Genomic DNA, 22,241 nt, shown 5'->3' with positions numbered 1-22,241 from the left:
AGTTTCCGCATGGCGTCAGCCTCCTGTGAGTCGGTATTCGGCGTACAGACCAGCACGGCGCGCAAAACTCATCGGTCAGGCCACACTGCCGCAGTGGATACCGGATTTACTGCGGCGGAGCCCCTACCGTGATCATCGCGACCTGCGGCGGATTCTCCGGCCTCCGCAGGCGAGGAGTACGCATTTACTGCGGCAGTGCCGGAAGAGCGGGGCCAGCGTGGCGATCGAACCGGTGACTGAACTCGGAAGCGGGGGCGCGCTCCGGCTGCCGCGCGCCCGGGTGGTGCCCCTGTCCGCCCCGCCCTCGTCGTACACCGCGGCGGTCGAGCGGTACCTCACCGGTGCGGGCATCGCGGAGTCCTCCGCGCGGATCTACCGGATCTCGCTGACGACGTGGGGGTATGCTCGCCGGCGAACCGGCGCCGACCGGGCCCGCCCGCCAGGGCGCGAAGCCGCCCGTCTTCCCCGTCGCCGCGATCAACGACCCGGCGCTGCCGGAAGTGATGGCCGAGCTGGCGGCGGCGCGGGCGGACGAGATGGACGCCGATACCGTCAACCGGGAACTGTCCATCGCGCGCAAAGCGATCGGCTGGTGCAGCGCCAGGGCTGGATCGAAGGCAACCCGACGATCGGCATCGAGCGGCCAGCACCGCCGGACCGCACCAAGGCCCTGGCCGAGAACCAGATCGCCGCCCTGTGGCGCCTGGACGTCGCCCTGCGGGAGAAGACGTTCCGGAAGTTGCTCTACGAGTCGGCGGCGCGGGCCGATGAGCTTGTCCTTTATGGTCCGAGTCGGTTTCGTTCGGTGATGCGCTCGGGTCGTTTCACGGTCTTGTCCACGTCGTAGCGGGTGGCGGGCCGCCGGTTCTTTGAGCCAAGTGGTCTTCCAGGTCCGGGAGTTGAGGGTCTGGGTGCATGGGCCGGACAGTGCGGGTGCGGGCGGAGGTTCCGAAACCCTCGGCGGACTCGGGCCGGGGTGAGCCGGCCGGGTTCGGCGGGCTTCCCCCACGGCCGTCGCAAGTCGGCGGCGGCGTCGCGCAGAAGTCGGATCTGGGTGTGCGCGGCGATGATCAGCCATGTCCAGCGCTCACCGGCCTGAGGGGTTCGCAGCTTCGGACGGGTCCACCCGAGGGTCTGTTTCATCATCCTAAAGAGGTGTTCGATGTCGAATCTCCTCAGGAACGCCTGCCAGCGCACGTCGACGTCCTCGCTGTTCAGGGCGGTGGCGGACGACCGGAGCCAGAGCGGGAGCGGGTCGCCTCCGCCGGGCAGGCGGTCGGCCTGGAGGCGGGTCAGCGTGCCTTCGATGATGGGGAGTTCGCCAGTGTGGTCGATCCACGCGGAGCGGGTGGTCAGGCGGGGGTGGATGCGGTCCCAGGCCATCGCGCGGACAGTGCCGTACCGGTCGGTGACCTGCACGGTTGCCGTGTCCGGCTCGCCCCAGGTCTGCGGCTTGGCGAAGCGGAACTCCTTGCCGTGCTTCGGCGGTCGCCCGCCCTGGGGTAGGCCAGGGCGTACTCCTTGAGCGAGGGCGTCGGCCGTCGCATCACCCGGTCCGAGCGCATGCGTCCAAGGACCTCGACGGGGAGCCCGTCGAGGAGGTGGGCCATGCGCGGGGCGTCGTAGCCGGCGTCGAAGACGATGAGGATGTCGCGGTCGCCGACGTGCCGGCGGCCCATCTCGACGAGGTCGGTGACCACCCGGCGGAGCTGGGCGGCGGTGACCTCGGCGACGTCGTCCTCGGGGCCGAGACGGACGGCGTCCAGGAGCTGGCACCAGGACGTCCGGCCCGATTCGAGGGCGGCGACGAATGAGTACGGTCAGCCGGGTATGGACTGGTCCGAGGAGCGTCCGCTGCGGCCGTAGACATGACAGAACAGGCGGTCCGCGCTGGTCGGCGCGTCGGGGCGGAGCCAGTTGCTGACGTCGACGGCCAGGACCAGGCGCCCGTCGGCGGCCCGCGGCATCGGCAGACCGGCCAGCACCTGCCGCAGCCGGGGCACATCCACATTCCCGTGGTTCAACGCCTCGTACATCGCGCCGTGCCCACGCCGGTGCTCGGCCACCAGCGTCAGGTCCACCGGCGACGTCACCGGACCGTCCACGCACAGCAACGTGTCCACGAGCTCGAACAGCTCGTCCCCACGCGCGGTCAGGCAGTCGAATAAGTCCTCCCGGAAGCGTGACGCCTGCGCGAACGCTTCCCCGGGGCCGGCGTCAGGCAGCAGACTCACCTTCACGGCCTTCGTCTCGATCGGTGCACCTTGGTCGGAGCACAGGATCAGACGAAGGCCCTGTTCATGTCCGGGAAACCCCCGTACGGACGATCATGTTCGGCGTATTGTTCGAGGCCCGCCCGCAACGGGCGGCCTCAGAGCAGAATGACGTCGTCATGGACACGCATCTCCTCCAGCTCACCGCCCACGGCCTCGTACTTCGCCAATGGACGAGCGCCGACCTCGCCGCCATGCAACAGCTGTTCGACGACCCCGATGTCGCATACCGGACCCCGTTGGAGTCACCGTTCGGCCAGGCCGCCGCACTGCGATACCTGCACAGCGCGGAACGAGCCCGACGGGACAACGACCGGATCCACCTGGCCATCACCACCGATGGGCACCAAGCGCTGGGAGAAGTCCTGCTCAACCGTGCCACTGGCAGCATCGGCTACATCGTCGGCGCCGCCCACCGGGGGCAACGGCTGGCAGTACGCGCTCTGCGAACGATGACCGAGTTCGCGCACACCACCCTCGCCCTGCCGAAGGTGATCCTTGAGATCGAACCTGACAACCAGCCCAGCACCGCCGTCGCACGATCGGCCGGCTTCCACCCATCCAGCTCGGCCCCCGAGACCGTCACCGACAAGGGCCGGACCTACGACCTACTCACCTGGGAACACAACCTGACTGCCGCCGATCGAGGTTGAAGAACAAGCTGAGCTTGTTCTTCAACGTTTTGGCCGGTGTCGGGAGCCCGGTCTCATTCGAGCGTCTTGGGTCGGTCTGATGGTTGCCCATGTCATGGTGGGTTGCTACTGGTCTGCGGAGTTGCTACGGGCCGACGCGAGCTCGATGCCGCGAATTCTGCGGAGCCAGCCGAGGAACAGCCGGAGCGCGATTCCGCACCCGGCGCACCAGCCCCAGCCCTCGGTGACAAGCGCGTGCAAACCGTCCTCGTGCTGGATGTACACGATCTGCGCACCGACGGCCAGCGCGATGAGCCCGTGCGTACGCGACTCCAGCGACAGCAGCCAGTCCACCGGCATCCATAGTGGAGCAGCAAGGTCGTTGAGCCGCATCCGGAGCGCCGCCCGGAGGAAGCCGATGGCGTAGCGCATCCTGCGGCGTGAAGAGAGGACGATGCCGTTCCCGGGGTCGCCGGCAAGGACTGCGGCCCACTCCTCTCGCAGGTGTGCCCTACGGTCTCCGGCGACAAAAGAAGCGAAATCCACAGTCCGAAGGCCAGCCCTGCTGCCCGGGGCAGTGCCCGTAGGGGCGGTCTCAGGCCCCTCCTCCACTGCCTGAGTGCCCTTGCGCAGGGCGGTGAGCAGCAGACCGGCCGCGGCAACCAGGAGCGTGACCGCCGCTACCGCGCCAAACACCCAGCCGCCGGTGAGCACGGTCTGGGCGATCGCTGGCTCTGGGACGAGCATCTTCAGGATGTAGCCGACAAGCAGCAATACTGCTGCCAGTGCGCCGGACAATATCGGTGCCAGCACGGCGACAACAGCAACCAGCCCGGCGCCGGCGACCTCAGCGGGACGCCCGTCGGTGCTCACGCCGTTCCCCCTTCGGCCGCTGCGTGCAGCCCGAAGAGTCGAGGCTTCCGCTCTCTGGCCTGCCGGGCTGCACGCTGACCGACGGCGGTGAGTTCGTAGTAGTACCGCCTCGGCCGCCCCGGGTGCTCACCCGTCTCCTCATACCGGGTGGCCCATCCCGCGTCGACCAGGCGCTCAAGGATGGGATACACGGTCCCGGACCCGAGGTCGGTTTCTTCGCAGATCTTCAGCCCCCACGCGGGATCGTCGGCAGTGGATGCCAGCAACACCTTGATCACTTCAAGTGTTGGCCGTGTAAGACGAATTGATGCCATGTCACGAGTGAAGCATCTGCGCCGACCATGTGTCGAGTACGAGATTCGGGTGTCTTGGCTCCCAGTGACCGCAGCGCGTGAGTGGCGCTGGGGGTCAGCTTGTCTACAGAGCCTCGGGTCTCGAACGATGCTCCGAACTTGATCGTCCGTACGGGGATTCCGCCGACGTGAACACAGCCTTCGCCTGATCTTGTGCTCCGACCAAAGACGCACCTGACCCGCACGAAGGCCGGGGGAGATTGAGCCTGCTGCATCACGATGCCCACCGTGAGCCATTCGCTGTGGCATCACACTTCCGGGACCACCTCTACGCATGTCTGACCGTTCGAGGCGACGAGCTGTTCGAGCTGACCGACGCCTTGCTCCGCGCCGACGGGCCGGTGACGACACCGGTGGACCTGACGCTCCTGGCCGAGCAGCGCCGCGGGCACGGCTCGTTGTACGACGCCTTGAACCACGGCCGGATCGATGCCGATCGGCTGCGGCGAACTCTGGCCGTGCTCCCCCAGCCCCAGGCGGCCGACGGGCGGCTCGTCCTGGCCGTGGACGCGTCCAACTGGCTGCGGCCGGACGCATCCTGCAGTGCAGAGCGGCTGTTCTGTCACACTTACGGTCGCAGCAAGGACCAACACCTGATGATCCCCGGTTGGCCGTACTCCTTCGTCGCCGCGCTCGAATCCGGGCGCACGTCCTGGTGCCAACTGCTGGACGCGGTCCGCCTCGGCCCCGCCGACGATGTCGCCGAAGTCACCGCCGTCCAGGTCCGCCGCGTGGTCCAGGACTTGATCGCGAGCGGGCGGTGGCGCCAGGGCGACGCGGACATCCTCATCGTCTTCGACGCCGGATACGACTCCCCGCGCATGGCACGCCTCCTTCACGGGCTGCCCATCGAGATGCTGGGACGGCTGCGGTCGGACCGGGTGATGCGCAAGTCCGTCCCCGTACCGTGGGTCTCGCCGCCGCAGGACGGACGGCCCCCCAAAGCACGGCAAGGAGTTCCGCTTCGCCAAACCGGAGTCCTGGGGCGAGCCCGACACGGCCACCGTGCAGGTCACCGACCGCTACGGCACCGCGCAGACGATGGCCTGGGACCGGATCCACCCCCGGCTCACCACCCGTTCGGCCTGGATCGGCCACGACGGTGAACTTCCCATCCTTGAGGGGACGTTGATCCGCCTCCAGGTCGACCTTGAACTCGTCCGAGTAGTCCTTCATCGCCATCGGCGGTCTTCTCGCTTCCTCCGAATCAAGCAGATCCAGTATCAGCGTGTCCACCACTCAGGGGGGCCCCGAAACCCGTCTCCGAGCGGCGCCGGCCCGTGCTCACTCTCTGGATGCCGCCGCCAACCAAGTCCGCCAGACGTGACACGTATTCGGCACCTCGGGACGGTCCAGTGGCCAGAGAACGTACCCGGCATGGCGCCGCGCCCCCACCCAGCCGCTCGTGCCACGCGTCGGCACCATCGACACGCACACCCGCATCCGCTTCCCTCATCACCCGGTAGATCATGCTCTACTCCAAGCCGAAACCTGCCTTCATTTGAGCTACTCGAACGAGGCCAACCGGCTCCGGTCGGCCCGGGAGCGGCGGCCTGAGCACCCCGGCGTCGAGGAAGCGGAGAAGTACCTGAGGGCCCTGTACGAGAATCGGGGCAAGGGCGCCCGCGAGCTGTACACGGAGCTGCTCGCGGACGTCAATCCGGTGATGCAGGCCCGGACCAATTACGCGGCAGCGCTCGAGATGCCGGCCGGGCTGCCTCAGTTCTTCCTCGGCGCTTGACCGCTCACCGCGGCCGGCGCGGTGCGGGCCGCGGATCGCCGCACTCCCGTGCCAGGGCTTCGGCCCTGGCAGGTACGTCCTCGGCCCGGTCCTCGGCGTCCTGCGCGAGGCAGCGGGAGAAGTCGTCACCCAAGGGCGCTGACAAGCCGGTGCAGCAGCGCGCCCGGCGGTCGAGGCAGGCCAAACGGCTGTCGGGTGTGGAGCCGGGGCCGTTGTAGTGCTCGGCGTCGTGAGCAGCCCCACCAGCTCCGCGACCAGCAGCCTGTCCGTCCCGTTCCGAGTGTCGAAGACCAGCGTGAACAACGAGACTGAGGGCATGCATTGCTTGTGGGTGGAGCCCTGGGGAACCGACCACTGGATGCGCCAGGCCCGACGCCGACCCCGCCTGGCGATTGGGCGGTGCGCGAACCGGGGTCAGCTTGGCCAGTTTCTCCCGGCTGACGCCGCCACACATCTTGCTCTACGGTTTTTTGCCAGTGTCCAGAGTGGGTCGGGGGTTCGGGTGGACGGTGTGGAGTCCGATCAGGTCAGGGTGAACGTGTTCGTGCCCGCGGATCCGGATCTGATCGTCGGCGCGCAGGAGGCGTTCGCGGCTGCCGCGAGCGTCGGAAGGAGCATCGACGCTCGTGGGACCGTACCCCTCGGCGACGTCCTGCTGATCGGTTCGGTCGCGACGCACGCCCTCGCCTACCTGGTCAACACGTTGCGTAAGGCGTGGAGCAAGGGCGTCGTGATCGACGCGCTCGGCCAGCAGCTCACGGTTCGACAGGACCCGGCGCTGCCGCGCGGCTTGGTCGTCGTGCGCTCCAAATCGGGTGAGGTGACCGTTCGTGACGGGGTCGGGCTGACCGACGTCATCGCGGGGGCGCTGCCCTCACGCGGGAATGGCAGCACGAACGTCGGAGGCCCGGACGGTGCCTGATGTGGGACGCAGCAGCCTGTTCGCTCGGCAGCAAAATCACGAACTCGCCGCCGAGGCAAGGAAGATGAGCAGGGCTTTTGCCGACTTCTCCTACCTCCGGTGGGTCACGGGCGACAACGACCCGGAGCGCGCCTGGGAAGGCTACTTCGCTCGCACTCAACCGCAGGTCAGAGCGGTTCTCGATGGGCTGCTCGCGACGTTCCCGCCGGAGGACCGTGGGACGGCGATCCAGCTCGCTGGTGCGGTCGAGGCATTCTGCCTTCCGTCCACCGCCGTGGAGTCGCGGGTCTTCGAAAGCCCGGGGCCTTCCGTCGGACACCTCATCGGCATCTCGCCGCTCGTCGTCCAGCTGAGCGCCGAAATCGCCTGGGGCCTGCACATGGCGCACCCCTATGCGCCGGAAGCGCTCCCGGCGGGGTGGCAGACGGCCACGATGCACGCACAGGAGTCATTCGCGCTCACCGTCTTCCAGTTCGTGCGCGCAGTGGAGAGGCCCGGCGAGGCCCCGGTGCCATTCAGCATGCTCAACACCGCGAGCGAGCGGATCGAGCCTGCCGAATCCCCTGCCTCGACCAATCCGCGGAGCTTCCACGACGCGGCCATGATTTTCGCCCTCGCCCACGAACTGACCCACGTCCGGGAGGGCCACCTGTCGTCCGGGGAGGGGCAGAGCACGGGTCCGCTGCTCATTGACCAGCGCATCGCCCCCCTCATGGGGGTCTCCGACCAGGAGAACGAGGAACTCACCGCGGACGCCTCGACGTTCACCACGTGCTTCAACTACCTGCTCGCCACATGGGACTGGGCCGAGGAATTCCGCAAGGGTGCCGGGCAGTCCCGGAAAGGTCACACGGATACGCGGCAGTGGAATCTCATGGCCTGGAAGAGCGCGATCCGCGCGACCGAGATGTGCGAGGCGTACTACTCCGCAGTCCTGCTCCTCGCGAACCTGACCGAGCGCGGCGGTGACGAGGACACGGCACGCCGTCTCCAGACCACGGGCATGCGGTTGCCTTATATCCAGCATGCAGTACAGGACGTACGGCAGAAGATGCTGGTGCCCGGATACGGGCCGTTCATGTGGACCGAACGTGACGTCGCCTACCGCAAGGCACAGCACAGCTGGCGCCTGCACCTGATGGAGAACCTCCTGCCCCAGACGAGCCGCCACCGGCCCACGCACCCGCCCGACCTGGCCGACCGCTATCCGACCCCGGACGAGATGTGGCAGGACCCGGCGAGCGCCGCCACAGCCCTCCCAGTGCTGGAGGAACAGCTCGCGGCATTGCAGTGCGAGCTGGGGCCCAGCCACCAGAACACCCTGGCCACCCGGGTCACCGTAGTCATGATGCGGTTCGCGGCCGGTGGCGACGCCCACGCGGCCATGGCCGAACTGCGCGTCGTGATCGCCGACATGACGCAGGCCCTGGGGCCCGGCGACCCCTCCACCTTCGCCGCCCGCCACAACCTGGCGCAGGTGCGGCGAAAGTCGGGGGACCGGGCGGGAGCCACCGCAGCCTTCGTCACACTGTTCCTCGAAGAGTTACGGGTGCTGGGCCCCGACCACCCGGAGGTCCTGGACACCCGCTACGAGCTTGCCCATCTGCGAGGGGAGGAGGGCGACGTGGCGGGAGCCGTCGCCGCCTTCACCTCACTGCTCGCGGACCAGGAGCGTCTGCTGGGCCAGGACCACGTCCTGACCGAAATGACCCGCCACAGCCTCGCCCAGTGGCGGCGGGAGAGCGCGAACCCGCCGCAAGAGGCCACGGCCGTCCCCAGCGGGCCGCGGATCGCCCACGCTCCCGTGTTCAGCCCCGACCACCCCAACACGCTTCCCGCCTACGAGGCCAGGCTCGCCCACCTGGAGCGCAGCCTCGGCCATGGGCACCCCGACACCCTCACCACCCGGTGGTTTCTCGCCACACTTCGAGCAAAAGCCGGAGACGCGTCCGGAACCGCTGCCGCCTACGCCGGCCTGCTGGAGCATGACCTGCACGCCATGGCCTTCGACGACACAGACATCGACGTCCTCCGCGCCAACCTCGAATACTGGCGGAGCCTTGAGCCGCGCTGAGGCCGGGTCATATCGGCGTGACGTCAGGCCGGGCAAGGTCCGGTGCGACTTTCCCCGGCCGACCGCGCTCACTCATCGCCGGCGGCGTGCTCCTCACGCAGGGGCCGCAGGCTGCCGGGCAAGTCGGGGAGCTGGAAGGAGTACCGGCCCAGCACGTCGATGTGGTGTCGTACGAACGGCGACAGCCGGGCGATGTCCTCGTCGCGGAGCTGCGTGAGGACGGCGTCTATGCAACGGGTGTTGAAAAGGACAGGGAGTTGAGGACCAAGCCGAGCACGGCGATCTGGTCCTCCATGCCGTCCTGGCAGCACTGGCAAAGCTGCCCCGAGCGACAACTCCTCGAAGTCCGCGACCGCGGTGGTTGCCGGCCAGGGGCCTCGGTGGTGAGCCAGGTACCTCGGTCTACCCATGAAGAGTCCGAGGTACGATCCGAGGCGCGAAGGATGCGCTCGCCTTCGGACGCGAGTAGCTCTGCGGGCCAGAGGAGTTCGTAGTTACTCAGTCCAGGCTCACCGTCACATCATCGCCCATCAAGATCAGGGCCCTCGTTGAGAGTTCGGTTTGATGAGGGATCGGATAGCTCGTACTGCTGAAGGTTGAGTGCCCAGGATGGGACGGAGGCTGGCAGGCTTCTGGGCCGGTCAGCCCAGCTTCTCGTGGGCCGCGTTGAGGAAGGTGTTCATGGGTCCGCGCAGATGGTCCCACGCCGCTTCGGGCCGGCCGAGGGCCTCCCACAGAACATGGTTCACCGCGCTCGCGTAGTCCCAGGCGAGCTGATAGGGCTGCGGCCCGATAAGCACGAGGATCATCCGCTCGCAGACCCAGAGGCGCTCGATGAGGGCCCGTTCGTCGGCGAGCCACTGAGGTGTGCGGCCGGAGGACCACTCAGGTGCCTCGTAGCGTTCCTCGGCGAGGCGTATCCCTTGCTGCGCGAGCTGGATGAACTCCCGCAGCACCTCAAGCCGTTCAGCGCGGCGGGCCTCCGCCAGCCGCACGGCCTGGCGCTTGTCCTCGGTACGAGCGGCCTGGCGCGCGGTGGTGAACTGGGCCAGGTAGGAAAGACCTCCGCCAATTACGACACCGATCAATGACGCCCAGACCTGATTCACCCGTTCACGTTAGCCGACAGCGCTGCGCCGTTCTGGCGGAAAGTCCGTTGATCACGTGACGCCCAGGATGGAGAGTGGTCGGGTGATGTCGCGGGCGTGGTGGGCGGAGGACGGCGGCGATGTTGGTGTGGCTGAAGAGCCGGAGTGCGCCGGGCTGGCCAGGTTTCGCAGGGCGGCCAAGATCCGGGGCTCCGTCCTTCTCACGATCGGCGCGGAATGATCACGTGAGTCCGAGAGCGGGCGACGGTTGTGTCATGTCCCGCCCGTGATTCCGAGGAGTTGACGTGGGAGGTCACCAGGTCTTGGGCGGGGGTGGCTTCGTATTCGAGTGGATACAACAAGACCTCGCCTCCTCGGGCTTCTACCTGGAGATGGTCAAAGGCGTGAGCGTCGAGGAGCTGGCAGCGATGCGGGGGGCGGATCCGGCCTCGGCATCATGTCTCCTGACACCTTCAACACGGCGTTGCACCGGTCCAGCAACATCCCCGACTGGGCCAGGTTCGGCGAGCACGCAGAGTGGGCCTTCGCCCTGTGCGGGGGCGACGACGGCTTCTACATGCAGCGCCCTGACCACGTGAAGCATCTGTGGGAGGGCCGCACATGGCTGACCATCATGGACACCACCATGGACCCACCCATCATCGATGTGATCGTGGACGGAAAGCTGAACTGGAGTTACCTCGACGGCGAGGTTCACGAGGCGGTCAGGACGGACCACCCCCTCACCCAGCGGATGATCGCCGAGATCGGGCTCGGCAGCGTCGACCCGGACCCTGACTTCCCCGACGAGCCGGACGAGTGGGGGCTGCATGTCCCGGACGTCCGGGACGTGTACCGGCTGATGGGCGAACACTACGGGCTGAGCCTTCCCCGGAGAACAATTGTCGGCGAGGAACTGGCCGGGGTGTTCACCTCCCCGCGCGTGTACGCCAACGGGGAGCCGAACACCAGGTACGACAACATCCGCCTACCCTGACCTCAAACCGTGTCCTGCGACAGGAGGCCGACGCCCATGTCTTGGAGCACGGCCGCGGGTGAACCAGTGAGTGTCCTGCGCCGGAATTCATCGGGACTTCCGCGGCACCGACTATTTCGGCTCCCGCCCTCAGACAGAAGGTACGCAGGCTGCGTCGATCCGGTTCACCACCCCACCAGCCCTTGATCTCGCAATTACGTACTGCCACGTAAGGGATGTCCATGAACTGCTTCTCGCGCCTCACCCGCCGGTCCCTGGCTCTGGTGAGCACCGCGCTGCTGTCCGGTGGGATGGTTACGGCGACGGCCACCGAAGCGTATGCCTCAGAGATCATCGTCATCGACGGATACACCCAGACGGTGAAGGAAGCGGCCAGGCCCCCTCACGTGTCCCACCAACCAGGTTCTGCTCGGCCGGGAGCACCACGGCCACGAGAAAGGGAACACCACGTACTACTGCGGCGTCATCCTCATCGACGGGCAGCAGGTGAAGGTGAGCCCGCCCACCTGGATCGACTCCCAGCGGGAAAGCAACTCGTACTTCTCGGCTCCGCCCAACGAGGTCCTGGTCGGCCGGCAGCACTCCGGGGACGAGAACGGCCCGACCTGGTATCAGTACGCCAGGATCACCGACTGACAGACATGTCGACACACCCGGCGGGCCCGACAGCCTCCGTGTCGGCCTGACCGGACACCCGCCGGGTCCACCGACATCTCAGCGACAACAGCACCTATGGCACGACGCCCCGCCCTGACGGTAGCCACGGCAGCCGGCGGCGGGACGTCGTCGTCCCTGCTTCGAGCAGCGGCCCCTGCTCTCGTCCCACACGCGAGGCCGGCTACCGATCGGCAATCAGACCAACCACGAAGCACGCACCGGCGGTGACCGGAGCAACCCCCGGAATCGAAAAGTCGCCGACCGTAGAGCTTCCCGAAGTCGAGTTTCGACAGCATTCTCGCGAGACGGCGGCCGTGGCTGCGGGCGTCCGGCCCGGCGAGTCGCATCCACCCCCGAGGGTGGTTTGGTGTGGCATCGTGCGCGTGTCTGGCGCTGGGGTGAAGCCCGGCTCCTAGGGTTCTGGCGTGGACATTCCTTCTGAGTCGATCGGCAGTATCCCCCGTTCCCCGGAATTGCTCGCCGCGCTCGCCGCCCATGAATCAGGCCAACTCGGCGACGTGGATTGCCGCGAGATCGCATCGCTGGCAGTCAAAGAGACCATCCAGTCCTTGGAGGCGGCAGGCGAGCAGGTCGTCACCGACGGCGAGCAGACCAAGTCCAGTGCCTGGACGTACCCGATCGCCGGCGCGGACAACCTCACTGCGGACGGCGTGGTCATCCCCTACGCGGACGGCCACCAGCGCCAGCTTCCCTGCCTGACGGCGGGCCCGTTCCGCTACCGCACCAACGCCGCGCAGTACCTCCAGACCGCGAAGCAGTACACGAATGCCCCGGTCAAGCAGGCCGTGGCCACCCCGTCCCTGATGAGTCTGCTCTACCCGCCGTCCGGCATCGACGGATACGCGCGTGAGGCGTTCATCCAGGACGTACTGAACGAGGCCGAAAAGGACGTCCGCGCCTGTCTGGACGCCGGCGCGCACAAGGTCCAGCTGGACTTCGAGGAGGCCCGCCTCTCGCTCAAGCTCGACCCCAGCGGCGGCGTGCTGAACGACTTCGCCGAACTCAACATCCAACTCCTGCAACGCTTCACCGAGAAGGACCGGGCCCGAATCGGCGTCTACTGCGGACCGGGCGCCGACCAAGACTCCACGCACAGCCTCGACATCGACTACGCGGACCTGCTGCCCCAGTTGTTCCGCCTCCAGGCCGGCACCTTCTACCTGTCCCTCGCCAGCGAGCCGGACCCGGACCGCGCCCTGAAGGTGATCGCCGACCAGCTGCGCCCCGGCATCCGCGTGTTCGTCGGCGTCACCGACCCGAACGACCCGCGTGTGGAGACCGCCGAAGAGGTCCGCGACCGCGTCCTGCGGGCGGCTCGCTACGTCGCAGTCGACCAGCTGGGCACCTGCGACGATGCGGGATTCTCTCCAGCTGCGGACGACCAATCCACCAGTCGCCAGGTCGCGTTCGCCAAGGTCCGCGCCCGCGTCGAAGGCACCAAGCAGGCAGCGGAGGTTCTCGGACGCTCGTGAGCAAGCCGGTCTCCGACATCGGGCGAATACGCCTCACCATCTGACGACCAAGGGCCTGGCACTTCTCGTGCCAGGCCCTTGCAGTACATATCTGGCTGGCTCTCGGGGCCGCCCGCGCTCACGAGATCCGATGTGGAGCTGGCGGCCGATGGCTCGCCTGCTGTGGCCCTCGGCCAGCAGCGCGTGCACGATTGCGTGCTTCTTCACGGGTGCGGTCAGCGAACCGGTGTCCAGAGGGCCACGGTGATGTCATCGACACGTCGGCTGCCCGAGGAGGCTTGGCGGACTCTTTGCATGGCAGGGTGAACGGGGCGCACGACTCGGACAAGCCTGCGGACGGCGCGCTGATCCGGTTACTCGCGGACGGCGGCGGCCGGAACACATCGCGATCGCAGGAGGGCGCGTGACCGCTGTGGGAGTGGACGCGGGAAGGCATGGCTGCCTACGGCTGGTTCTGGGACGAGACGCGGCCCGGTCAGAACTGAGCCGTGTACGGGGGGCAGTGGCTGCTGTCAGCATCCGACCATGCCCAACTCACGCTCCTGACACCGGCGTAGGCACTCACCCCGACCGCTCGACACCAGCGCGCCCCTGAGGGCCGCACAGCCCAGACCGGGACTCCCCCACCACGCGTTGAGTCACGGGTGGAACCGCCACCGCCCTTCAGAAATGACATCCACCTTGTCGTCCCTGACTCGAATGGCCGTCTCGTCGTCGATGAAGTAGATCGGGAAGTCCGCCCGCGAAGCGATGCGATCAGCCCAGGAGTCGTCCCGCTCGGGGAAATCCGGCGAGTACAGGTGGGGCTTGAGATACCAGTCGAAGAGGCCGAACGGCGGCTCCACGGTCGTCGCGCCGAGCACGTGGAGATCCGTGGTGTCCCCGATGACGTCGGCGGAGTGCTCGGTGAGATTCCGGCTGAAGATCATTGATCCGGCGCTCATCCCCACATAGACCCGGCTCTCCAGCGCCTCCAGGAAGCCGTCGGCCAGGTCGTTGCCGGTGATGCTGCGCGCAAGGTGGTACTGATTGCCACCCTCGACATAGATGACGTCTGCGTGGAGCAGCCGGTCGAGCACCATCCGCCTGGGCAGGCCGTTCAGCTCCAGGACATCGAACTCCCGCCAGCCGAGGCCGTGCAGCCGGCTCATGTCCGCGACGAACCACCCGTGATCTCCTGGTTCGGCAACAGACGCCGTGGGAACGAACACGACGTTCGCCGAACTGAACGGCTTTCCCAGCATGTCCCGCAGTGCATCCCGCAATGTCTCGTTGCGCAGGCCACTCGCCGTCAACAGAAGCTCCATCGGGCGAGCCAACCACGGCTGACGAACGCACGCAACGAACCCAGGATCACCACCGCCGTCACGGTAGACCGCATCAGGAACAGGCACTGGCGGTACGACGGCCCGGCCGTGCCGACCCGGGTGGAGCGGATGCCCCCCGCCGGACTCGGAGACCCCGGCCCGGTCGAAGATGCCGATCTATCCGCCGCGAACGTCCACCTGCGGGAGAAGATGCTGTACGAGACGGTCACGCTGTCGCAAGAGTTCCTCTGCGTCAACATCAAGGAGCTGGACCTTGCCGGGCGCCGGGCCCCGGTGAAGGCCAAGGGCGCTCGGCCGCGTACGCGCCGCCGCTGCGCCCCGCGCTATGAGTTCGTGCTGGAGACCGCGTACTGGGACGCCGGCACCGCCCGCTTCCTGCCCCGGCTGATCAAGGGCCGTACGCGCGGCCGGTGTCCCTCACCCACGGTCGCCCCGGTCCCGGCAAGATCGTCAGCCGCGCGACGTCTGCCCGGACACCAGCCTCGTGCGGCTGTCGTACGGGCAGGCCCGTGTTCTGCTTCTGATGGGTGCCTGCGCGGCCGTCGGCGAGGTGCCGGCACGGGCTGGGATCTGCACGAATGAAGCGCTCGGGTCTCACCCGCCTATTGGGTGCCTGTCCGGAAACTCCGGGGCCCCTCAGGGGCCACTCCGAACACGTCATGCGTCTACCGAAACCACCGAGGATGCACGGCGTCAACGGCCGCCGCCCAAGCACGGCCCGGAATTCCGCTCAACCAAGCCGGAAACCTGGCCCGAGCCCGCGATCACCACGGTCACGGACACCACCACCTACGGCAACGCCGAAGCCCAGGCACGGGACCGGGCCCACCCGAGGCACACCCACCGCTCCTCATGGCTCGACCACGATGGTGAACTCCCACTGGTCGAGGGAACGTTGATCCGGCTGAAGGTCGAGCACCCATCGAAGGAACGGGACGCCCCACCGGTGTGGTCATGGTCTTCGAGAACCGGGCTACGCCGGACGATGTGGACCGTTTCTGTCAGGCATTTCTCCGCCGCTTCGAACTGGAGCACACCTCCGCTTCGCGAAACAGACCCAGGCCGCGGCCATGGACGCCGGTCCGGCCGGCCCGAGGGCGACCGGATACAGTGCGCAAGACGGCAGCCTGGTTTGCGAGGGGAAGCGTGACCGATACCAGCGATACCCGACCCGCCGACAGTGAAGCGCAAGCGCCGCGGCAGAGCCGACTGCACCGCCTGATGCGCTACATCCCCCTGATCGCCCCCGTCCTGCTGTGGGCCGTGCCCTGCTGGGTGCTCCTGCACAGCGGCCAGCACTGGCCGCTGCCCGTCACGCTCTCCGGCACCGCCCTGTTCGCCTTCGGCCTCGTCGGTATGCCGCTCGCGATGGTGCGCGGCCACGGCCGGCGCCAGCAGGACCGGGCGGCGATCGTCGGTGACACCCTGCTGGGCACCAGTTGGGTTCTGTTCACCTGGTCCATTCTGCTCGGCGTTCCCTTGCGGCTCGTTCTGACCGTGGCCGGCGTCGACGAGAGTCAGGACCGGGCTCGAATTGCCACTTGGGCCGTCCTCGGCATGACCGCCGTACTACTCGCCTGGGGGTACATCGAAGCCCGCCGCGTGCCACGCGTGCGCCGACTCGACGTGCAACTCCCGCGGCTGGGTGCCGGGTTGGACGGCACCCGCGTCGTCCTCATCACCGACACCCACTACGGTCCCCTCGATCGCACTCGCTGGTCGGCACAGGTTTGCGAGACGGTGAACACCCTCGAAGCCGACCTGGTCTGCCACACCGGCGACATCGCGGACGGCACGGCCGAACGCCGCCGCGCCCAGGCCGTCCCACTCGGAACCGTGCGGGCCACCCGGGCCCGTGTCTACGTCACCGGCAACCACGAGTACTACAGCGAGGCCCAGGGCTGGGTCGACCTGATGGACGAGCTGGGCTGGGAACCGCTGCGCAACCGCCATCTGCTGCTCGAACGCGGAGGCGACACCCTCGTCGTCGCCGGCGTGGACGACGTCACCGCCGAGTCCTCCGGCCTGGCAGGCCACGGCGCCCACCTCGCCGGAGCCTTGAACGGCGCCGACCCCGACCTACCCGTCCTGCTCCTGGCACACCAGCCCAAGTTCATCGACCGGGCGGCAGCCGGCGGCATCGACCTCCAGCTCTCCGGCCACACCCACGGCGGCCAGATCTGGCCCTTCCACCACCTGGTCCGCATCGACCAGCCCGCCCTCGCCGGCCTCAGCCACCACGGCCCCCGCACCCTCCTCTACACCAGCCGCGGCACCGGCTTCTGGGGCCCGCCGTTCCGCGTCTTCGCCCCCAGTGAGATCACCCTGCTCGTGCTCCGCTCCCCGCACCCGCCCACCTCGATGTAGCACTCGACGGGCCGGCACATCCGCTTGGAGCAGTCCACGAGCCGAGGGATGCGGCGTCGACGGATGACCAGGCCCGTCTCGCTGAGGACGAGATCCGGACCATTCCCGGGCCGACGCCTCCAACGAGCCATTCGCGGCCACGTTTTACGCAGGTCAGCGACGCGTGACGCCTGTACCACCAGCAGACCAAGAACGTTCTTTGTTCGTACAGCCCTCAGAAACTTGGGTTCTTCTAGAGCTTCAAGTCGGTTGCCTGGAGGCTCCGTTCCACTCCAGGCAACCCCTGCACGTGCGCTACTCTCCGCGATCACCTCAGTAGCTCGCGCCACGATTGGAGGCTCAAGCGAATTCTCCCGGACCAGTAGCGGACCAGGCGGCCTCGCCGACCCCTGCCCAGACGACGTACACACGCTGGACAACGACCGCGTCGTGCCGCTGTCCGAAGCCTGGATGTCCTGCGCTTCGATGCGGTTGGCGGCCGAGCGGGAGCGCTACGCGAACGAACTCGTTGATCCGCGGCCCGTGCCGGCCGTATAGACGATGACAAACAGCTCAACGGGGGACCGAGAACCGATCCAGTGACTGCCCTCGTTCTCCGGTGACCGGTGCACCTACCTCACAGACCGAAGATGCGATGACAGCTCGCCGTCGAAGAGGCGGAACAGCCGCCGCTCACCCAGGAGTTGGCCGCCTAGCCGAACGCGCCCGTAAAGGTCACGTTAGCCCGCCGAGCGGGGCGATACCACAGCATCGACGCAGCTGCGGCGGCATGCGTCGCCGCTCTCCAGGGCGACGCCAGGCCCGTGCAACCTGAAGGCTCAACGGACGCACTGGCGCTGCTGGACGAGCGGCGCAGCAACCTTGCCCAGGCCAGAGTCCGCGCGGTGAACCAGCTCCACGCGCTGCTGCGCGCCCTCCTGCCCGGCGGCGCACCGCGCGACCTGTCCGCGGCCAAGGCTGAGCAGTTGCTGGAGTCCGTTGCCCCTGCCGGTCCGGCCGAGCTCACCCGCCACGCCCTCGCCACCGATCTGATCTCCGAGGTCCGGACCTGGGACGTGAAGCTGAAGGACAATGCCAAGGCCATGGCCTTGTTGATCACAGAGTCCGACAGCCGGCTGACCGACACGCCAGGAATCGGGGCTGTGACCGCCGCCCGCCTCCTGGGCCGGACCGGGAACCCCACCCGCTTCCCTACCGCCAGCGCCTTCGCTCAGTACTCCGGCACCGCTCCCATTGAGATCGCCAGCGCGGACCGTGCACGTCATCGCCTGTCCCGGCGCGGGACCGCCAGCTCAACGCGCGCTCCATACGGTGGCGATCACGCAGATACGCATGCCCGGCACACGAGGCCACGCCTACTACCAGGCCAAACTCGCTGAAGGAAAGACGTCCCGTGAAGCGCAACGCTGTCTCAAACGCCGACTCGCTGATCACGTCTGGCGCACCATGATGGCCGACGAGCGCCGTCGCGCCCGGATGACGGGCCCAGGAGGACAGGCGGGGGCGACTACAGCATCCAGCGCGGCCGGCCCAACCCCAACAGCCGACTCTTCGGACAAGTCACTTCCCGGACCCGCCAGTAGCGAGCCTAGCCCACCCACTCCATGCGGCTTGAGAAACACAGAGGCACCCAAAGGCACCGACCTCGCCGCCCACACCCGCGAACACCTCGACACCGTCGCCGCCGAACTCAACAGGCGTCCACGCAAAACACTCGACTGGGACACCCCAGCCGAGCGATTGCATAAACTGATCGCTGCCTGACCAACCGACCATGTGTTGCGACGACCCCTGGATTCCAAGGTCAAGGCCCGCGGTCACTTCCCGAACGAGCAGGCCGCATTGAAGTGCGTCTACATGGCGATCACGTCGCTCGATCCCACCGGCAAGGGACAGACCCACTGGACCATGCGCTGGAAGACAGCGCTGGAAGACAGCGCTGAACGCCTTCGCCATCACCTTCGACGGCCGACTCTCAGCGGCCCGTCAGTAACCATCAACAACCCCAGTTACACCGCTCGTTTGACAGACCCCCGACCAGGAGCGTCAGACGTTCGGCTGCCCCTTCAGCTCCTGCCACGAGTCACGGAGCAGGTCCTCCAGTCGGAGTTCACCCTCTCGCGTGTGGGCGCCGCGTTCGAGTCCGCCCCTGATGAGCTTCTCGGCGGCAGGTAGGACGAACAGGCCGGCCCACGCTTCGTGTTCGCGGACGAACCCCTCGGACAGGTCCACGGCCGGCACGGCCACCTTGGCAGCCTTGATGACGCCATCGGGCAGCGCTGCGATGTTCCGGGCGAGGCGGTCGACGAACGCATCGAGTTCGTCCGCAGGTAGTGCTCGGTTGATCCAGCCGTACCGTTCGGCGGCCTCCGCGTCGATCAGGTCGCCTCCCAGCAGCAGCTCCAGTGCGCGGTTACGGCCCAGTCGCCGGCCGAGGTACTGGGTGGCGCCACCGCCGGGCGTGATGCCCATCAGCGCTTCGACCTGACCGAGACGCGCTTCCCCTGCGGCAGCGAAGGCCATGTCGGCAGCTGTCACGAACTCGGCGCCACCCCCGCGTGCGATACCTGCCAGCTTCACGATCGTGACCTGGGGTTGGTGCCGCACCGCCTCGCCGAATGCCTGGAATACGTTCAGCCCCTCCGGCGCCTCCGAAGCCAGTTCGTCAAAAGCCGTAGGCTCGTCGATAAGCGTCATGTCGACATGAGGAATAAAGAAATCCGGATCAGCGCTGCTGAAGACGACAACCCTCACAGAGGTATCATCGCGAATCGCCTTGAGAAACTGCAGCACGTCAGTCATGAGCTGAACGTCCAGCACGTTTACCGGCGGATTGTCGATCACGGCATTCGCCACACCCCGGTCCACCGAAACGCGCAACGTCGGGTAATTCTTCGCCGCAGGAAATGCTCCGGACACGCCAGCCATCCAATTCCGCACGCGGGCCGCCAAAAGGCAACACAGGTGCTTGATTTTCTCCAGGTTCCTGATGTATACCTATGTTGAATTAGACAGCCAGGAACGTCAACTACGCACCTTCACCATCCTAGGGATGCACAGGGATACCCATGACTGACGATGTCGTCTACAGGGCCGACTGCCCGAGCCGCGCCATCCTCGACCAGATCGCGAACAAGTGGTCGATGCTGGTCCTGGCTGTGCTCAGCGAGCCACGACGGTTCAACGAGATCAAGCGCCGCCTGGACGGTATTACCCAACGCGTTCTGACCCAGACGCTGCGCCGCCTTGAGCGCAACGGAATGATCACCCGGCGAGTCCTGCCCGGACGGCCACTCGGAGTGGAGTACTCACTCACGCCGCTCGGCCGATCCCTGCAGGGCCCATTCGGCGAGCTGTACAACTGGACCGTGGAGAACATGGACGCGATCCAGTCGCATCATCGTGCATACGACTACAGCAACGAGCAGTCTGCCTGATCTCTAGAACGCCCCGGCCAGCGACGCGACGGGGAGCGGCGACCTCGCCCCACAGCTCGACACCCGGCGTGAACGGCAGGGCTGCCACGCCTTCATGCTCACCCCATCCCGCCAGCTGGCACGGCGGCGACGGATCTCGCCCGCCGCGAGGGTCCGCTTGTGCACCTCGCCGGGTCCGTCCGCCAGCCGCAGAGTTCGTTGATAGGCCCAGAAGTAGGCTAACGGGCTCCTGCATGGTTGCCGCTGGCGGATCGAGGGTCGTGAACTGGCCTGCTGCTCACACTGAGCATTTTCCAACCTGGCAGGCTGGGTGGGTAGTAGGGCCTGTAGGCGGTGTCCGGACGTGAAGAAGCTCCTGGTAAACGGGTTCAAGACCAAGATCGCCCGTCCGCCAGGAGCTCGCCCAGCAGGTGATGCCGGCCTCGGCGAGAGCGTCGACGATGCCGTGCTCGCGTGCGGCCCGGACGTCGTGGACGGCACCAGCCAGGGGCTGGTGAAGCCCACAGCAGACGCCCCTTCGGGTCGGCTATGACCCGCACATTCATGCCGCGCTTCTTGTGTTTGCCCGAGTGGAAGGGACGGTCGGCGGCGATCCGGTCGATTGGCATAAGCGTCCCGTCCAGGATCAGATACGCCTTCATCGACGCGGCCCGTACCGCTTCGGCGAGCGTGCGGGCGAGGGCGGCCAGGAGCTCGACGGCCTCGGCGACGTACCGGTAGACGGTAGTGGCGCCGACCCCGAATCCGGCCGCGAGCTGGGCGTAAGGCCGGCCGTTGCGGAGGTGAGCGAGGGTGAGCAGAGCCCGTCGGCCCGCGCTCAGGCGCCGCCATGGGGTGCCGAGAGCGCGCCGACGATCCCTCAGGCGGCGGCGAGGGAGCGGAGCCCATGGGACATGGAGATGAGACGTGTTTGGAGGCATGCCGGGCGAGCTTGGCGGAGCTGGTGGCGCGTCGGCAAAGGCAAGACCGTCAGTGCTGCGCACAGTCGCGGTGCGGCTTGGAGTAACGGGACCTGGTCGCGTGGTATGCCCTGTCCGACCTGGTGGCGGAGTTGGCGCTGCCCTAAGGTCATCATGCATGAACACTCCTGACGGTCAGAGGTTCGGTATCCAGATCGATGTCCGGGTGCGGCAGGCCGATCTTGGTCGAGATGGCTCGGCAAGCACGATCGGCATGGCCCGCTGGCTGGAAGACGCGCGGATCCGGCTGCGGCTGCACCGCTTCGAACGCCTCATCGGTAAGGGTGAGTTCGGGCCGTTCCAGATATTGCTCGTCGGCCAGCGGGTCAACCGACTTGCTCCGGCCGGCCCGACCGGTACCCGCGTGCAAGTGCACACCGGCGTTCGCCGGGTCGGGCGCTCCTCATTCACGTTCGAACAGGTGATCATGGTCGATAGCAGGCATGTGGGCAGTGGCGACGCCACCGTCGTGCTGGCCGACAACTCGGGACCGCTCCAGCTTCCGGACGAGCTGATCGCCGATCTCGACGAGATGCAACTACCGGAGACAGGAACGTCGGCAGCTGCCCGTCCACGCCCTGAGCGCCTGCAACGTGCCCACTACTCGTACTGGGCCACGCTGCGTTCCCGGATCGGAGACGTCGACTCCAACCAGCACGTCAACTTCATCGCACTGGCCACTTGGTACGACGAGGCCGTCGCCACCTTCACTTCGCACTCGATGGGGACAAGTGGTGCGGGCCCGGTGCCAGATCTGCCCCCTTCGTCGTATCAGATCCAGTATCTCGGTGAGGTGACCTACCCGGGCGACTACGAGATCGGGCTCACGGTCCGCTCCGTCGACGCCTACTCCGTGCACTACGAACTCGGTGTCTTCCACGACAGCACCTGCCTGAGCGTGGCCGACGCCATCGGCCCACGCGGCAAACTGACCGCCGAAGCCCTGGAAGCGTCCCCGACGGCGGACTGACCCCGGTCTCTCGGGGACAGGCCCAGGTTCATCCCGGCATCGCGGCGCCACTGGCCCCGATCCGCGCCTGCGGAGAA

The 22,241-nt window shown here is 67.3% G+C and carries 17 protein-coding genes and 8 pseudogenes; 17 read left to right on the top strand and 8 right to left on the bottom strand.

Annotation, left to right across the window (positions count from 1 at the left end; genetic code table 11):
• The first annotated feature begins 217 nt into the window (after positions 1-217).
• Complete coding sequence (locus ACFVT5_RS39750; RefSeq protein WP_389898640.1) at positions 218-847, top strand: hypothetical protein; 630 nt, start codon at positions 218-220, stop codon at positions 845-847.
• Here the strand turns inward: ACFVT5_RS39750 and ACFVT5_RS39745 are convergent.
• Positions 781-2,234, bottom strand: a pseudogene (locus tag ACFVT5_RS39745) (NF041680 family putative transposase). The gene ACFVT5_RS39750 and the pseudogene ACFVT5_RS39745 overlap by 67 nt on opposite strands.
• Before the next feature lie 158 nt (positions 2,235-2,392).
• On the opposite strand from ACFVT5_RS39745, the gene ACFVT5_RS39740 reads away from it, so the two are divergent.
• On the top strand, positions 2,393-2,926 hold the full coding sequence (locus tag ACFVT5_RS39740) for a GNAT family N-acetyltransferase (RefSeq protein ID WP_389898637.1): 534 nt from the start codon (positions 2,393-2,395) through the stop codon (positions 2,924-2,926).
• 105 nt (positions 2,927-3,031) lie between these two features.
• On the opposite strand, the gene ACFVT5_RS39735 is transcribed toward ACFVT5_RS39740, so the two are convergent.
• Together ACFVT5_RS39735 and ACFVT5_RS39730 are read right to left on the bottom strand one after the other, a co-directional pair.
• Positions 3,032-3,778, bottom strand: coding sequence for a hypothetical protein (locus ACFVT5_RS39735; RefSeq protein ID WP_389898634.1), 747 nt, complete (start codon positions 3,776-3,778; stop codon positions 3,032-3,034).
• Positions 3,775-4,092 carry a PadR family transcriptional regulator gene (locus tag ACFVT5_RS39730; RefSeq protein ID WP_389898631.1) on the bottom strand — a complete coding sequence of 106 codons (318 nt, stop codon included), beginning with the start codon at positions 4,090-4,092 and terminating at the stop codon, positions 3,775-3,777. The genes ACFVT5_RS39735 and ACFVT5_RS39730 overlap by 4 nt, the downstream gene beginning before the upstream one ends.
• 239 nt (positions 4,093-4,331) lie before the next feature.
• On the opposite strand from ACFVT5_RS39730, the pseudogene ACFVT5_RS39725 reads away from it, so the two are divergent.
• The 4 genes and pseudogenes from ACFVT5_RS39725 to ACFVT5_RS39710 form a co-directional block, all read left to right on the top strand.
• Positions 4,332-5,280 (top strand): annotated as a pseudogene (locus ACFVT5_RS39725) (transposase); the annotation flags it as partial.
• Positions 5,281-5,536: 256 nt separating this feature from the next.
• Entirely contained in the window at positions 5,537-5,872 is a 336-nt protein-coding gene (locus tag ACFVT5_RS39720; protein ID WP_389898658.1) for a hypothetical protein, read from the top strand.
• A 511-nt stretch (positions 5,873-6,383) separates the two neighbouring features.
• The gene (locus ACFVT5_RS39715) at positions 6,384-6,794 is read left to right on the top strand and encodes a hypothetical protein (protein WP_389898628.1); all 411 of its coding nucleotides are present in this window, start codon (positions 6,384-6,386) and stop codon (positions 6,792-6,794) included.
• A 1-nt stretch (position 6,795) separates the two neighbouring features.
• A complete protein-coding gene (locus ACFVT5_RS39710; protein ID WP_389898625.1) occupies positions 6,796-8,868 on the top strand; it encodes a GTP-binding protein in 2,073 nt (690 codons plus the stop codon).
• A 68-nt stretch (positions 8,869-8,936) separates the two neighbouring features.
• Here ACFVT5_RS39710 and ACFVT5_RS39705 read toward each other — a convergent pair.
• Together ACFVT5_RS39705 and ACFVT5_RS39700 are read right to left on the bottom strand one after the other, a co-directional pair.
• Positions 8,937-9,199, bottom strand: a pseudogene (locus ACFVT5_RS39705) (Tn3 family transposase); the annotation flags it as partial.
• A 310-nt stretch (positions 9,200-9,509) separates the two neighbouring features.
• On the bottom strand, positions 9,510-9,977 hold the full coding sequence (locus ACFVT5_RS39700) for a hypothetical protein (protein WP_389898622.1): 468 nt from the start codon (positions 9,975-9,977) through the stop codon (positions 9,510-9,512).
• 436 nt (positions 9,978-10,413) lie between these two features.
• Between ACFVT5_RS39700 and ACFVT5_RS39695 the strand changes: the two genes are divergently transcribed.
• The 3 genes from ACFVT5_RS39695 to ACFVT5_RS39685 all read left to right on the top strand — a co-directional run bounded on the left by ACFVT5_RS39695 (position 10,414) and on the right by ACFVT5_RS39685 (position 13,103).
• Positions 10,414-10,953 carry a hypothetical protein gene (locus ACFVT5_RS39695; RefSeq protein WP_389898619.1) on the top strand — a complete coding sequence of 180 codons (540 nt, stop codon included), beginning with the start codon at positions 10,414-10,416 and terminating at the stop codon, positions 10,951-10,953.
• A 492-nt stretch (positions 10,954-11,445) separates the two neighbouring features.
• Positions 11,446-11,589, top strand: coding sequence for a hypothetical protein (locus ACFVT5_RS39690; RefSeq protein WP_389898616.1), 144 nt, complete (start codon positions 11,446-11,448; stop codon positions 11,587-11,589).
• Positions 11,590-12,035: 446 nt separating this feature from the next.
• Positions 12,036-13,103, top strand: a complete 1,068-nt coding sequence (locus ACFVT5_RS39685) for a 5-methyltetrahydropteroyltriglutamate--homocysteine methyltransferase (protein WP_389898614.1) — start codon at positions 12,036-12,038, stop codon at positions 13,101-13,103.
• A 638-nt stretch (positions 13,104-13,741) separates the two neighbouring features.
• On the opposite strand, the gene ACFVT5_RS39680 is transcribed toward ACFVT5_RS39685, so the two are convergent.
• Entirely contained in the window at positions 13,742-14,410 is a 669-nt protein-coding gene (locus tag ACFVT5_RS39680) for a peptidase E (RefSeq protein ID WP_389898611.1), read from the bottom strand.
• Between the two features lie 93 nt (positions 14,411-14,503).
• Here ACFVT5_RS39680 and ACFVT5_RS39675 point away from each other — a divergent pair.
• The 6 genes and pseudogenes from ACFVT5_RS39675 to ACFVT5_RS39650 form a co-directional block, all read left to right on the top strand.
• Positions 14,504-15,036 (top strand): annotated as a pseudogene (locus tag ACFVT5_RS39675) (site-specific integrase); the annotation flags it as partial.
• Positions 15,025-15,489 (top strand): annotated as a pseudogene (locus ACFVT5_RS39670) (transposase); the annotation flags it as partial. The pseudogenes ACFVT5_RS39675 and ACFVT5_RS39670, both read left to right, overlap by 12 nt.
• 88 nt (positions 15,490-15,577) lie before the next feature.
• On the top strand, positions 15,578-16,798 hold the full coding sequence (locus ACFVT5_RS39665; protein WP_389898608.1) for a metallophosphoesterase: 1,221 nt from the start codon (positions 15,578-15,580) through the stop codon (positions 16,796-16,798).
• 803 nt (positions 16,799-17,601) lie between these two features.
• Positions 17,602-18,177: a transposase gene (locus tag ACFVT5_RS39660; protein WP_389898605.1), complete on the top strand. Its 576-nt coding sequence runs from the start codon at positions 17,602-17,604 to the stop codon at positions 18,175-18,177.
• Between the two features lie 229 nt (positions 18,178-18,406).
• Positions 18,407-18,562: pseudogene (locus ACFVT5_RS39655) on the top strand (IS30 family transposase); the annotation flags it as partial.
• Positions 18,563-18,601: 39 nt separating this feature from the next.
• Positions 18,602-18,791 (top strand): annotated as a pseudogene (locus ACFVT5_RS39650) (IS256 family transposase); the annotation flags it as partial.
• A gap of 53 nt (positions 18,792-18,844) precedes the next feature.
• Here the strand turns inward: ACFVT5_RS39650 and ACFVT5_RS39645 are convergent.
• On the bottom strand, positions 18,845-19,717 hold the full coding sequence (locus tag ACFVT5_RS39645; protein ID WP_389898602.1) for an enoyl-CoA hydratase/isomerase family protein: 873 nt from the start codon (positions 19,715-19,717) through the stop codon (positions 18,845-18,847).
• Between the two features lie 149 nt (positions 19,718-19,866).
• On the opposite strand from ACFVT5_RS39645, the gene ACFVT5_RS39640 reads away from it, so the two are divergent.
• Complete coding sequence (locus tag ACFVT5_RS39640; RefSeq protein WP_389898599.1) at positions 19,867-20,235, top strand: winged helix-turn-helix transcriptional regulator; 369 nt, start codon at positions 19,867-19,869, stop codon at positions 20,233-20,235.
• A 382-nt stretch (positions 20,236-20,617) separates the two neighbouring features.
• Here the strand turns inward: ACFVT5_RS39640 and ACFVT5_RS39635 are convergent.
• Positions 20,618-21,155: pseudogene (locus tag ACFVT5_RS39635) on the bottom strand (transposase family protein); the annotation flags it as partial.
• A gap of 157 nt (positions 21,156-21,312) precedes the next feature.
• On the opposite strand from ACFVT5_RS39635, the gene ACFVT5_RS39630 reads away from it, so the two are divergent.
• Positions 21,313-22,164: a thioesterase family protein gene (locus ACFVT5_RS39630; RefSeq protein WP_389898596.1), complete on the top strand. Its 852-nt coding sequence runs from the start codon at positions 21,313-21,315 to the stop codon at positions 22,162-22,164.
• Positions 22,165-22,241: the final 77 nt, after the last annotated feature.

Source organism: Streptomyces sp. NPDC058001 (assembly GCF_042886315.1).
Classification (GTDB): Bacteria; Actinomycetota; Actinomycetes; order Streptomycetales; family Streptomycetaceae; genus Streptomyces.
The sequence above is the reverse complement of the archived record's forward strand: the minus strand, read 5'-3'. Positions and strand labels throughout refer to the sequence as shown.

Bases quoted from the DNA above. Each gene is read 5' to 3' on its own strand.
- ACFVT5_RS39740 (WP_389898637.1), top strand. From the start codon at position 2,393: ATGGACACGCATCTCCTCCAGCTCACCGCCCACGGCCTCGTACTTCGC.
- ACFVT5_RS39730 (WP_389898631.1), bottom strand. From the start codon at position 4,092: ATGGCATCAATTCGTCTTACACGGCCAACACTTGAAGTGATCAAGGTG.
- ACFVT5_RS39695 (WP_389898619.1), top strand. From the start codon at position 10,414: ATGTCTCCTGACACCTTCAACACGGCGTTGCACCGGTCCAGCAACATC.
- ACFVT5_RS39680 (WP_389898611.1), bottom strand. From the start codon at position 14,410: ATGGAGCTTCTGTTGACGGCGAGTGGCCTGCGCAACGAGACATTGCGG.
- ACFVT5_RS39640 (WP_389898599.1), top strand. From the start codon at position 19,867: ATGACTGACGATGTCGTCTACAGGGCCGACTGCCCGAGCCGCGCCATC.
- ACFVT5_RS39630 (WP_389898596.1), top strand. From the start codon at position 21,313: ATGAACACTCCTGACGGTCAGAGGTTCGGTATCCAGATCGATGTCCGG.